Raw genomic sequence first — 12,738 nt, 5'->3', positions numbered from 1 at the left:
CTAGGGTAAGCTGGGGAAAAATCCGCAGCGCAGTACCGGTATTTCACGGCAAAAATAAACAGATAAAGATCGAAAAGGAGAACCGAGAGGCCCCATCGATGGGGATGAATGGGACCTCTCTTTAACACGGCACCGGCGCGGAAAAATACACGCCAGCAACCGAACAGGATTGAGAGCCTTGATATTGCAAGGTTCATTTCCCTTAGTTCCTAGGCCAAAGCCACCACTCACGGAACAGCTGCAGTTTGCCCCAAATCAGGTTGCGCGTGTAGTCGTGTTTTCCTTACCCGAATGCCGCGTCCTGCCCCTAGGGCAACTTCTCTCTGGGTATAGGCCTGCTTTGGTTCAACCAAAGCGATATATCTACCGGTTTCCTGCGTTGAGGTGGCGCCAGAATACTAGCTTTCGACCACATACATCTGGTTTTGCAGCGCCGCTTTTAGAACCGCCTGGGCTGTGGTTTCCACTGACAATGAGGCCCGCGCCAAACGCAGGTGTTTTTCAACCGTGCCAGGCGTCAGACCCATGAGCAGGGCAATATCCTGGGTTGTCTTGCCATCGCCAACCCACTCCAATGCCTCTCTCTGGCGGCGTGTCAGGCTGCGATTCGGTGGATCATAGGGCAGGGTCAGGATCTTCAAATGCGCCATATTGTTCATCAGAATGATGTCTTCGCCACAGTCCTGCCAAAGCGCATCGAGTTCTTTCTGGGTGGTACCAACCTGCCCCCCCAAAGAAATTGCGCCTTTATACCGTTTTGAAGCCGAAAAAAAGCTGACGGTATAGCCAGCCGTCATCTGCATCCGCTCATTAAATGCGCGCACCTTCTCTTCTTCTGGCTGCAACGCACCCTGAAGATGCTTTTCCTGGATCATCTGCCAGCTGCCGGCCCCTTCATGCTCTAGCGCCCAACGCAACATTGGCGCATGGCGATACAGCCCCTCATTCAGGAAGCCTGAAACATAGTCCTGGTCATGGTTGGTCAGGATGACGAAGTCGTCAGGATCCCCCAGCGAAGTATCTGTCTTGAAACGGGTATAGCCATACATAAGGCGATCAAACCCGTATTCAGCCATCTTCAATACATGCGCATGCCACAGCTCTTCCAGGCTTTTCGAACCGGCAATGACGTGAAGATAATTCATTATTCCCATTAGGTTGCGTCACTTACCTGCGACAGGTTTTGCACCAGGGCGTCGATGGCCATCAGGTACCCCTGGCTGCCAAAACCGCAGATCTGGCCAAGGGCCGCCCGCGCGATATAGGACTGATGGCGAAATTCTTCACGGGCATGAATATTGGATAGATGCACCTCAACGGTTGGGATCTCCACCGAGTAGATCGCATCCATCAGCGCGATCGACGTATGGGTGAAGGCTCCGGCATTCAACACGATCCCGGAATGCAGGCCGCGCGCGCCATGGATGGCATCCAGCAATATGCCTTCATGGTTGGATTGCAGGCACTGGGCCTGAAACCCGGACTTTTTTGCATGGGCAAGGCAGCGGGCCTCGACCATTTCAAGTGTCTCGGCTCCGTAAACCTCTGGTTGACGGGTGCCAAGCAGGTTCAGGTTCGGGCCGTTCAAGATCAATATGCTCTGCATCGTATTTCCCCCAGTACAAGCCTAGGCTGAAATAGGCGAATTGCACAGGGAAAGCGACGCCCGAACCCGGTGATTTCCTTGGGCCAGTTGCGAATATCGCACGCAAATGACGGGTGCCGGACATCCCGGCACCTGCAGCCAAATCTGGTTAGGCGTTGGTCAGGATCACCTTGCCCTGAACCTGCCTGGCCTGCATCATGTCCAAGGCCTTCGCCGCCTCTGTCATCGGCAGCACGGCACAGATCTGCGGCTTTACAGCGCCGCTTGCATAAAGCGCCTGCAGTTCCTGCATGTTTTGCGCATGGCCCTTTGGATCCCGAAACACCGAAGCCCCCCAGAAAACACCGCGAATATCGCAGCCTTTCAACAGGGGCAGATTCAAAGGGATCTCGGGGATACCAGCCGGAAAGCCGACAACCAGATACCGCCCCAGCCAGGCCGTGGCGCGCAGGGCCGGTTCAGCATAGGCACCGCCGACCGCGTCATAGACGACATCCACACCATCTTTGCCCGATACTTCCTTGATAGATTTGGAAAATTCCTTCTGTTCATCCCGCCCCATATCGCGGCTGTAAACCAGGGCCTCATCGGCGCCGATCTGGCGACAAAAGGCGGCCTTTTCTGGCGTCGACACCGCCGCAATCACCTTTGCCCCCATAGATTTCCCCAGCTCAATCGCCGCCGCGCCGACGCCGCCCGCAGCCCCGAGGATGAGCAGGGTCTCACCCGGTTGCAGCGCCGCCCGATCTTTCAGGGCGTGATAAGAGGTGCCATAGGTAAAGACAAAACCGGCCGCATCCTCAAAGGGCATTGCCTCGGGGAATTTAACCGCCTGCGCGGCACTGATGCAGATTTGGGTGGCAAAGCCGCCATGACCGGTCAGGGCCAGCACCCGGTCACCAATCTCGAACCCGCTCACGCCTTCGCCCAGGGCGGTGACAACACCAGAGATCTCGCCGCCCGGCGCAAAGGGGCGTGGCGGCTTCATTTGATACAGATCGCGAATGATCAGCGTATCCGGAAAGTTGACGCCCGCAGCGCGAATCTCGACCTGCAACTCCCCCTTGGCGGGGGGCAGATCAGGCTGTTCGGTCCAGACCAGGGTTTCCGGCCCACCCGGGCTGGTGCTCAACATGGATTTCATTTGTCCCCCTTCAGCTGCGCTGCGGCAGCATGCTGTTTCTTAAAATTACGTAAAGTCTTCTGCCGCTCAGCCGCGTTGTCAATGCAATAGCGAAATGTAATTCTACATTGTGAAACCGTGACACGCCGGAGGAGGCACGCAAGCGGTGAGGAGGAGAGAACATGGCTACCGTAGAGGACCACACCCCGCCCACCGGCGAGGATTTTCGCCACGAGATCCGCAGCTGGTTGCAGCAGAACTGCCCGCCAGAGATGCGAGATGGCGCCGCCGGAGAAGACAGTATCTGCTGGGGTGGCAGCACCTGGCAATTCACATCTGAAGCGCAGAAAGACTGGCTAGAGCGCTGCGCCGCGCGGGGCCTGACCGTGCCGACCTGGCCGAAAGCCTATGGCGGGGCAGGGTTCAGCCGCGCGCAGGACAAGATCCTGAAGGAAGAAATGCAGGCCATCGACGCCCGTGTGCCCTTGCAAAGCTTTGGTATCTGGATGCTGGGGCCGGCCCTGCTCAAATTTGGCAGCGAAGAGCAAAAACAACAGTATCTGCCGCCAATTGCCCGCGGTGAAATCCGTTGGTGCCAGGGCTATTCCGAACCGGGGGCCGGGTCAGATTTGGCCGGGGTTCAGTGCCATGCAGCCGATCAGGGGGACACCTGGCTGGTCAATGGTCAAAAGATCTGGACCTCTTACGCCGATCGCGCCGACTGGATCTTTGCCCTGCTCAGAACTGATCGAGAGGCCAAGAAACATCTGGGAATTTCCTTTGTTCTGATAGACATGCGCAGCGAAGGTGTCAGCACGCGGCCAATTCAGCTCATCTCTGGGGCCTCGCCTTTTTGCGAAACCTTCTTTGATAATGTCACCGTGCCCAAGCAACAGGTCGTCGGGACCATCAACCGGGGCTGGGATGTGGCAAAGTATCTGCTTACCCATGAGCGCGAGATGATCAGCAGTGGCGGCAATGCCATGGGCACGGGACGCGCCCTTGGCGCTGTTCTGAGCGAAAGCGACACTGGACAGAGTGATCCGGTACTGCGGGGCGATGCGATGCGGGCTGAGGTTGACAGCCTTGCGTTTGAGATGACGCTGGAACGGTACAAAGACCAGGCCGAGGGGGGGCAAGGGGTTGGCGATGCCTCTGCCATGTTGAAATACATGGGAACCGAGCTGAACAAACAGCGGCTGGAACTGGTGATGGCAGCCGAGGGAAGCGCTGCGCTCACCTGGGGTGAGACGCCGGCCTCGGCTTGGCTACGCACCAAGGCAAATTCGATCGAGGGTGGCACCTCAGAGGTGATGCTGTCGATTATCAGCCGCCGCATTTTGAATCTTCCAGGATAATAACCATGGCAAAACTCGTTGAAACAGAGGAAGAAACCCTCTTGGCAGAGGCCGCTCGCTCTCTCTTGGATAAATCTGCACCGCTGACGCATCTACGGCAGATGCGCGACAGCGGCGCCCGATCAGATCCGGCGCTGTGGCAGGAAATGGCCGCAGCAGGCTGGGCTGGTGTCTTGATCCCGGAAGCCGCCGGCGGCGTTGATATGGGCCATGCTGCCGCCCATGTCCTGGCGCGTGAAATGGGGCGCACCCTGGCCGTCAGCCCATTTCTGAGCACCGCCGTCATGGCCGCAACCCTGTTGCGCCAATTCGACGACGCCACCACCAGGGCAAAGCTGGAAAAGATTGCAAGTGGCGGGCTGACCTATGCCTTTGCCTTGGATGAGACGGCAAAATTTGCCCCTGACAGCATTCGACTCACGGCGCAGAAACGCGGAAATGGCTATACGTTGAACGGAAAAAGGCGTTTTGTCGTAGATGGATGCGACGCGGACCGCATCTTGCTCCTCGCCGAGAGCGAAGAGGGGCCTTGTTTGTTCGACTTTGCCAATACTGCCACCCAAGGATTGCAGCGTGACGCATTGGAAATGATCGACAGCCGCGATGCCGCAGATCTGACATTTGACGAGGTCGAGGTCGCAGGCGATGCGCTTCTTGGGGCTGCGGGGGCTGGGTATGACCTTCTGAAACCGGCGCTGGAGGCCGGGCAGGCCGCGCTGGCCGCAGAAACTGTTGGCCTGTCGCAGGCCGCCTTTGATCTGACCTCTAGCTATCTGAAAGAACGCAAACAATTTGGCACCACCATTGGCAGTTTTCAGGCCCTTCAGCATCGCGCCGCACATCTGTGGTGCGAGATAGAGCTGACCCAATCGGCCGTGTTGAACGCCGGCCGCATCCTGGATGAGGACCCCAAAGCGGCGCGGCTTGCAGTATCGGTTGCCAAGGCGCGGGCAACAGATACGGCGCAAAAATCGGTGCAGGAAGGCGTGCAGATGCATGGCGGCATTGGCATGACGGATGCCTTTGATATGGGATTTTACATGAAACGCGCGCGGGTGGCAGCGGAATGGCTGGGTGACTATGGCTATCATGCTGGTATCGTGGCGCAGTTACGCGGCTTTTAGGAGAGACGTAGATGCAGGATTTATTTACACTGAACGGCAAGACCGCGCTGATCACAGGCGGGGCCACCGGTATCGGCCGCATGGCCGCCGAGGCCATGGTCCGGGCTGGCGCGCGGGTGTTGATTGCCTCGCGCAAGGGCGCGGCTTGCGCCGCCGTGGCAGAGGAGCTGAACGCGCTGGACGCGCCTGGCAGCGCGGAAGGCTTTGGTGGCGATCTTGGCTCTGAGGCGGGGATTGAAGCCCTGGTGGCAGAGATCAAATCCCGCACAGAACAGCTTGATATCTTGATGAATAACTCCGGTGTCACCTGGGGCGCAGAGTTGCAGGATTTCCCCTATGATGGCTGGGAAAAGGTGATGGCAGTGAATGTGACAGCGGTGTTTGACCTGACGCGCCGATTGCTGCCAATGTTGATCAAAAGCGGCTCCTCTGGCGACCCGGCACGCGTCATAAACGTGGGGTCTGTCATGGGCGAAATTCCAATGGGCGATGGCGCCTATAGCTACGCGACCTCCAAGGCGGCGGTGATCCATCTGTCGAAAATCCTTGCCAAAGAACTGGCGCACAAGAATGTCACGGTCAATGCCCTGGCACCGGGGCCATTTGTGTCGCGCATGACCGCCTTTGCCACCGGGGATGAGGAAAAGCGCGAAAAAGTCGGCCGGGATGTGCCGCTGGGCCGGGTTGGTCGCTATGAAGATATTGCCGGATCTGTCCTGTTCCTGAGCGGCAAGGGCGGCGCCTATGTGACCGGCTCTGTGGTGCCCATTTCAGGTGGTATCAATGTCATGTCCGGGCAAAACATCTTTGCTGGTGCGCTGGACGATTAGATACAGCTTCGGGCAATAAGTTACTGATAAAGGAAATATACCGTGCCTTCAAACCAAACACATCTGCCCGCTGCGCTGCAGGGGCTGCGCCTTCCGCTCATTGGCTCGCCGTTGTTTATCATCTCTGTGCCAGAGCTGGTGATCGCGCAGTGCAAGGCGGGGATCGTTGGCTCCTTTCCGGCGCTCAACGCCCGGGAAAGCGAGGGCGATCCAATCCTGCTGGAGGCCTGGCTGAAACAGATCACCGAGGCACTGGATCGTCACAACCAGGAAAACCCCGATAGCCCGGCGGCGCCGTTTGCGGTCAATCAAATCGTGCATCGTTCCAACGCGCGGCTGGAACGTGACCTGGAGATCTGCAACCGTTGGAAGGTGCCAATCTGGATTACCTCGCTTGGGGCCCGCCCCGAAGTCAACGAGGCGGCGCATTCCTGTGGTGGCATCGTGCTGCATGACGTGATCAACAATACCTTTGCAAAAAAGGCGATTGAAAAAGGGGCCGATGGTCTGATTGCGGTTGCCGCCGGTGCCGGGGGCCATGCGGGCGAGCAATCTCCCTTTGCCTTGATCCGTGAAATTCGCAGCTGGTTCGACGGGCCGCTGGCGCTCTCTGGCGCGATTGCCAGCGGTGAGGCCCTTTTGGCGGCACGCGCGCTTGGGGCAGATTTTGGCTATGCCGGTTCCCCCTTTATTGCCACCCACGAGGCCAACGCTCAGGCCGGTTACAAACAGATGATCGTTGAGAGCGGCGCCGAGGATATTGTTTATTCGTCTTTGTTTACAGGGGTTTGGGGTAACTACCTGAAAAAATCGGTCACCCAGGCGGGGCTGGATCCAGACAATCTTCCTCAGGCGGATGCCTCTTCGATGAATTTTGGCAGCGGATCGTCAAAACCCAAAGCCTGGAAAGAAATCTGGGGATCAGGCCAGGGCATCGGTGACGTCAAATCCATCTGCTCTGCACAGGAACTGATCGACCGCATCGCCGATGAATACCAGCGCGCAGGCCGCGCCTTGGCGCAGGAATTTGGTGCCTGAAGATGGCTGAGCTGCTGATTGTGCGTCATGGCCAGGCCTCGTTTGGGGCCGACAATTATGACCGGCTGAGCGATCTGGGGCGAGAGCAAGCACGTGCTCTGGGGGAAACCCTGCGCGCCCTGAACTGGGTGCCGGATCGTATGATCAGCGGCAGCCTCGAACGACAGAAACAGACACTCACGGATCTGGGCTTTGACCAAGGATTTGAACAACATCCCGGCTGGAACGAATATGATTTTCACGATCTGCTGCACAGCCGGTTTGGCGGAGAGGCACCGCGAGATGTGATCACCGATCGCAAAACCCACTTTCGCGCCCTGCGTGAAACCCTTGCAGAATGGCAGGACGGTGGCATTTCTCAGGCGCAAGAGAGCTGGAGCCGGTTTTGCCAGCGCGTCGAACAAGCGCGCCAGCACGCGGTTGAGACCCAGGCCAAACGGGTACTGGTGGTCAGTTCCGGCGGGGTGATTGCCAGGTTGGTTGCAGCCAGCCTGCAACTGCCCAATGATCAGATGATTGCGCTGAACTTGCAGATCAAAAACAGTTCAACCAGCCGTTTCGTGTTCTCGAAAGAGAAGTTTTTTCTACATGAATTCAATTCTGTGCCGCACTTTCATAACACCGAACGTGCCGCACTTATGACCTATAGCTGACAGGAGCAGAGGATGAGCAAAAATACCCAGACCCTCGACCAAGAGGCGGTTGGCACCTATCTGCGCGACCATTTGCCGGGCTTTGACAGCGATTTTGAGGTTCAGAAATTTGAAACCGGGCAATCTAATCCAACCTTCCTGCTGAAGACTGTGGCGGGCAACTATGTGCTGCGGCGCAAACCACCGGGCGTGCTGCTGAAATCAGCCCATGCGGTGGACCGCGAATTCCGGGTGCAAAAGGCGCTTTCCAATACCGAGGTTCCCGTCGCAAAAATGCACTTGCTCTGCGAAGATGACACGGTGATCGGATCCTCTTTTTATGTGATGGATCATGTGGTTGGACGCAATATCACCAATCCGGCCATGCCGGATCTCGACCCTGCGACCCGCCGGGATGTGATACAAGAAATGAACCGGGTTCTGGCCTGTTTGCATCAGGTCGATATCAAGGCTGTCGGCCTGTCGGATTTTGGCCCTCCGGGCAATTACTTTGAACGCCAGCTGGGCCGCTGGACCAAGCAATACCGCGCCTCGGAAATCGAAGTGATTGCCGAAATGAACGAACTGATCGCAGCGCTGGAAAGCGCGATGCCTGCGGATGATGGTCAACGTGGGTTGGTGCATGGCGATTATCGGATCGACAATATGATCTTTGCCGCAGATGGGGCGGACTGCCGGGCAGTGCTGGATTGGGAGCTTTCGACAATTGGCCATCCCTATGCCGATCTGGCCGGGGTGATCATGCAGTGGCAAATGCCGCCAGGCGACGAGGGCAGGGGCCTTGCGGGGATTGATCGTGCCGCGCTTGGGCTGCCATCGGATCAAGCCTTTGTTGACAGCTATTGTCAACGGCGCGGGCTGGACGGCATTGACGGTTTTGGCTTCTATCTCTCGTTCAGCTTTTTCCGCATGGGCGCCATTTTGCAAGGCGTGCTGAAACGTGCCGTGGATGGCAATGCCTCCAACCCGGAACGCGCCATAAAGCTGGGCAGGTTTGTCTCTCGCTTTGCCCGTAGCGGATTGGACGCGCTTAACAAAAACGCCTGAGGCAAAGATTCGCTGCGCCTCTCTGCGGGGGCGAATTTCTTTACACTCTTTGGCTAAACCCTGCGTGCCACGATGTTTTATGCGTGGTTCTACGTAGCTCTTTGCCCTCGACCGATTGGGCCTGGGCTGTGCAATATGTCCCCAAAGGGCCTTTGCCAAGCGCGGGCCTTTATCCAACGAAGGAGGCCCGGAATGGCAGAAGAGGACACCCTTAGTATCTGTGAACACGGTGACGGGATTGTTGAACTGCAATTGGGGCGCGGCCCGGTCAATGCGCTGAGCGCCGAATTCCTGATGGAATTTGGCACATTGATCACCCAGCTTGGCGCTGATGATGCGGTGCGCGCAATCATTATATCCAGCCCATTCAAGGTGTTTTCTGCAGGCCTTGACCTGAAGGAGGCACAGGATTTCGACCTGCATCAACAACACGCCATTGTGCGTGGCCTGAACGAGGGCTTTCTGGCCCTTTACGCCTGTCCCAAACCGGTAGTTGCCTGCGTCGGCGGCGCTGCGATTGCGGGCGGGTTGTTCTTTGTGCTGGCCAGTGATCGCAGGGTCGCCATGACAAAATCCGCATTTGGCTTGGCAGAGGTTCGTGTGGGTGCCGATTTTCCGGTTGGCCCGCTTGAAATCGCCAAGGCAACGCTGGACGCCGACACGCTGCGCCGCCTGATGCTCACGGGGCAGCCAATTGGCCCAATTGCCGCGCGCAACTTTGGCTTTATCGACATTGTCGCAGAAGATCGCGAAGACCTGATGGGGTATTCTCTCGCCGAGGCGCGCAAACTCGCCGAACTCCCCTCGATTGCCTATGCCTCCATCAAGCAACAGCTAAGAGGTGACACAATCGCGCGGATCAGGGCAGCGATAGAGGCTGGTGGAAATACGCCCGAGGGCGGTTGGTTCAACAGCCAGACCAAAGCGGCGATGCAGCGCATGATTGATCGCGGGTAACAGCACGGCGCGGACAAACGCGCCCGGTTGAAAATAGAAAGGTGTAGGCAATGGATCAGAACCGGCTGGAAAACATTAGGCTTTGGCAGCAGCGCTATGTAGATGAAAGAAAATATGCCGGCAGCGCCCTGTTGATAAAACAGGCGGGCACCGAGCGCTACTTTCATGCGGCTGGTCGGCGCAATGTCGAGGAGAACCTCGACTTCACCCGCGATACGCTGGCGCGGATCTATTCGATGACCAAACCAGTGACCTCTGTTGCGCTGATGATCCTGGCGGAAAAGGGGCTGTTTCACCTGGATGCGCCAGTGTCGGACTTCATCCCGGAATTTGCCGAGATGCAGGCGCTTATCCCTGGTGCCACGTCGATTGACCAGACAGAGCCAGCCCGCACACCAACCCTGCATGAATTGCTCACCCATACCTCTGGTCTTAGCTATCCGTTCAATCCCGGCATTCTGTCGCAGGCGATGGATCACGAACAGCTGATGTTCAAGCCAAACCAGGGAAACCTGGGCAAGATGGTCGCGCATCTGGCCAGCTATCCCTTGGCGTTTCAACCCGGCACGCGATGGGAATATTCCGTTTCAATTGACGTGCTTGGACGGGTGATTGAGGTGGTTTCGGGCCGGAGCCTGGGCGATTTCTTTGCCACAGAGATTTTCGAGCCCCTTGGCATGGGTGAGACCGGTTTCAGGGTGCCACGCACGGCGGGCAACCGGTTTGCCTCTCTCTATACGCCGCTGTCTGGCGATGCCATGGCGCTGAATGCTGCCGAGCCCAGCGTCGAGCGGCTACGGCTCACCGATCTGCACGGGGGCTCTCCGTTTGAAACCGCAGACATGATGTCCGGCGGCGGCGGTTTGGTTGGCACAATTGACGATTATATGCGCTTTACCGAGATGCTACGCCAAAAGGGACGGACGAGGGACGGCTTTATCCTGTCGCCTAAAACCATTGAATTCATGATGAAAAACCACCTTCCGGGTGATATTGCCTCGATGGGACCGCAAAGCTTTGCGGAGCAGCCGATGGACGGCATGGGCTTTGGTCTGGGTGGGGCTGTGGTGCTTGATCCAGCGCGGGCGCGCTGTCCCGGATCTGTTGGGGATTTCAGCTGGGGCGGCATGGCCTCGACCTTCTTTTGGGTCGATCCCGTGCAGGATCTGTCAGTTGTTTTCTTTACCCAGCTTGCGCCCTCCAGCTCTTATCCGGCGCGGGCAGAACTGAAAGCACTGGTTCACGGCGCACTGACCGCTTAACCTGTGGCGGTAACGCCAATATCCGCTTTAGAAAGAGACGCCAAATGACTGATGCCGGGACTGTTCTGCTCAACCTGCTTGATCTGGAAGAGCTGGATACAAATCTCTATCGCGGCATTGGGTCTGGCGGTGAAACGCCAATGCGGATCTATGGCGGACAGGTCATTGCCCAGGCCCTGGCAGCGGCCTATGCCAGCGTTCCAGAACGGCTGTGCCATTCACTGCACGGCTATTTCATCCGTCCGGGCGATCCAAGCAAGCCGGTGATCTATGAGGTGGATCCCTCCAGGGATGGCGGCAGCTTCACCACGCGTCGCGTGACGGCTATTCAGAATGGTCGTCAGATCCTGAACCTCGCGGCCTCTTTTCATCGCGTCGAAGAAGGCTGGGCACATCAGCATGAAATGCCCGATATCCCGCCACCAGAGGGGCTGTTGTCGCGGGATGAATTGCACCAGCAGCATGCCCATCGCATAGACGAAGAAAACCGCGCCGACTTTATCCGCCAGCGGCCGTTCGAAATTCGTGACATCGAACCCCGGGATCCGCTTGATCCTGGTATTACCAGTGATATCAACCATATGTGGATCAGAATGGAGGCCGCCAAAGGGGCAGGGCCGCAGTTGCAACATGTGCTGATGGCCTATGCGTCAGATTTTGGCTTGCTGGGATCGGCGCTGCGGCCGCATGGGCTGACTTGGCATAAACCCGAAGCCATGACGGCCAGTCTGGATCATGCCATGTGGTTTCACGCGCCGGTGCAGTTTGATGAATGGCATCTTTACACCATGGATTCGCCCTTTGCCGGTGGCGGCCGCGGCTTTAACCGCGGCTCTATCTACACTCGGGATGGCAAATTGGTGGCCAGCGTTGCCCAGGAAGGCCTGATGCGGCCCATCACCAGCTGACGCCTTATCGGCCGGAAAATCGGTCGCGCAGCTTCTGCATGCCGGTGATCCAGCGGCCATAATTCGCCGTTTTTGCCTGCATGTAGTCTTTGACCTGTGGATGCGGAAGCACCAGGAACTCGTTGTTTTCAATCGCGTCCACACAAAAATCCGCAACGGTTTCAGGTTCGAGCATCCCATCGACACTGGCAACGCTTTCTTCAAATCCCTTGGTCATCTGCGAGCGCACCGCCTGCGGGCACAGAACCGAAACACCCAAGCCCTGGTCGCCATAGGTGATGGCCAGCCATTCCGCAAAGCCAACCGCAGCGTGTTTTGTCACGCCGTAAGGTGCAGCGCCAATCTGGTTTAGCAAACCCGCCGCCGAGGCAGTGTTCAACATATGGCCACCACCGCGTTTGATCATCCGGGGCACCAGATGACGTGCGGCCCAGACATGAGACATCACATTGATATCCCATATCTTTTGCCATTCCTCATTGGCGACTTCAAAACCACCCATGGTCAGGATGCCCGCGTTGGAACAGAATAGATCAATCGGCGCAATGGTGTCTTCTACGGTTTCGATCAGATCCTTGATGCTGGATTCATCTCTCACATCCACCACAAAGGCGGTGCCTCCGATCTGTGCGGCTACATCCTGGGCACCGTCGCGGTCAATATCAGCGCAGATGACATGCGCAGCGCCAAGCACGGCAAACCTCTGCGCCAGCGCCTTGCCAATGCCCTGAGCGGCACCGGTCACTACAATACAACTGCCCTTGATATCCATTTCAATCGCCTTGTCCCTGGTTTTATTCAAGAAAGGCTATCGCGCAAAACACATGCTGCC

Annotated in this window: 13 protein-coding genes; 9 read left to right on the top strand and 4 right to left on the bottom strand. The window is 57.5% G+C overall.

From position 1 onward, the window contains the following. Positions 1 to 398: 398 nt before the first annotated feature. The 3 genes from P2081_RS04145 to P2081_RS04135 all read right to left on the bottom strand — a co-directional run bounded on the left by P2081_RS04145 (position 399) and on the right by P2081_RS04135 (position 2,750). Complete coding sequence (locus P2081_RS04145; protein WP_278921622.1) at positions 399 to 1,154, bottom strand: LuxR family transcriptional regulator; 756 nt, start codon at positions 1,152 to 1,154, stop codon at positions 399 to 401. Continuing rightward, positions 1,154 to 1,606 carry a type II 3-dehydroquinate dehydratase gene (gene aroQ, locus P2081_RS04140; protein WP_278921621.1) on the bottom strand — a complete coding sequence of 151 codons (453 nt, stop codon included), beginning with the start codon at positions 1,604 to 1,606 and terminating at the stop codon, positions 1,154 to 1,156. Before aroQ ends, P2081_RS04145 begins: the two co-directional genes overlap by 1 nt. 148 nt (positions 1,607 to 1,754) lie before the next feature. Then, positions 1,755 to 2,750 (bottom strand): NADPH:quinone oxidoreductase family protein, encoded by a 996-nt coding sequence (locus P2081_RS04135; protein ID WP_278921620.1) that lies wholly within the window; start codon positions 2,748 to 2,750, stop codon positions 1,755 to 1,757. A gap of 161 nt (positions 2,751 to 2,911) precedes the next feature. On the opposite strand from P2081_RS04135, the gene P2081_RS04130 reads away from it, so the two are divergent. From P2081_RS04130 to P2081_RS04090, 9 genes are all read left to right on the top strand, one after another. Beyond that, entirely contained in the window at positions 2,912 to 4,087 is a 1,176-nt protein-coding gene (locus P2081_RS04130) for an acyl-CoA dehydrogenase family protein (protein ID WP_278921619.1), read from the top strand. Between the two features lie 5 nt (positions 4,088 to 4,092). Further along, entirely contained in the window at positions 4,093 to 5,211 is a 1,119-nt protein-coding gene (locus tag P2081_RS04125; protein WP_278921618.1) for an acyl-CoA dehydrogenase family protein, read from the top strand. Between the two features lie 11 nt (positions 5,212 to 5,222). After that, positions 5,223 to 6,041, top strand: coding sequence for an SDR family NAD(P)-dependent oxidoreductase (locus P2081_RS04120; protein WP_278921617.1), 819 nt, complete (start codon positions 5,223 to 5,225; stop codon positions 6,039 to 6,041). A 42-nt stretch (positions 6,042 to 6,083) separates the two neighbouring features. After that, complete coding sequence (locus tag P2081_RS04115) at positions 6,084 to 7,079, top strand: NAD(P)H-dependent flavin oxidoreductase (protein WP_278921616.1); 996 nt, start codon at positions 6,084 to 6,086, stop codon at positions 7,077 to 7,079. A 2-nt stretch (positions 7,080 to 7,081) separates the two neighbouring features. Continuing rightward, positions 7,082 to 7,732: a histidine phosphatase family protein gene (locus tag P2081_RS04110; RefSeq protein WP_278921615.1), complete on the top strand. Its 651-nt coding sequence runs from the start codon at positions 7,082 to 7,084 to the stop codon at positions 7,730 to 7,732. Positions 7,733 to 7,744: 12 nt separating this feature from the next. Then, the gene (locus P2081_RS04105; RefSeq protein ID WP_278921614.1) at positions 7,745 to 8,779 is read left to right on the top strand and encodes a phosphotransferase family protein; all 1,035 of its coding nucleotides are present in this window, start codon (positions 7,745 to 7,747) and stop codon (positions 8,777 to 8,779) included. A gap of 192 nt (positions 8,780 to 8,971) precedes the next feature. Beyond that, positions 8,972 to 9,736 (top strand): enoyl-CoA hydratase/isomerase family protein, encoded by a 765-nt coding sequence (locus tag P2081_RS04100; RefSeq protein WP_278921613.1) that lies wholly within the window; start codon positions 8,972 to 8,974, stop codon positions 9,734 to 9,736. 50 nt (positions 9,737 to 9,786) lie between these two features. Beyond that, entirely contained in the window at positions 9,787 to 10,998 is a 1,212-nt protein-coding gene (locus P2081_RS04095; RefSeq protein WP_278921612.1) for a serine hydrolase domain-containing protein, read from the top strand. A gap of 44 nt (positions 10,999 to 11,042) precedes the next feature. After that, positions 11,043 to 11,906 carry an acyl-CoA thioesterase gene (locus P2081_RS04090; protein WP_278921611.1) on the top strand — a complete coding sequence of 288 codons (864 nt, stop codon included), beginning with the start codon at positions 11,043 to 11,045 and terminating at the stop codon, positions 11,904 to 11,906. Between the two features lie 4 nt (positions 11,907 to 11,910). Here the strand turns inward: P2081_RS04090 and P2081_RS04085 are convergent, their stop codons facing one another. After that, positions 11,911 to 12,678, bottom strand: coding sequence for an SDR family oxidoreductase (locus tag P2081_RS04085; RefSeq protein ID WP_278921610.1), 768 nt, complete (start codon positions 12,676 to 12,678; stop codon positions 11,911 to 11,913). Positions 12,679 to 12,738 lie beyond the last annotated feature (60 nt).

The sequence above is a fragment of the Pseudophaeobacter profundi genome, from assembly GCF_029697505.1.
GTDB classification, from domain to species: domain Bacteria; phylum Pseudomonadota; class Alphaproteobacteria; order Rhodobacterales; family Rhodobacteraceae; genus Pseudophaeobacter; species Pseudophaeobacter profundi.
This window is presented reverse-complemented; position numbering and strand designations above follow the sequence as displayed.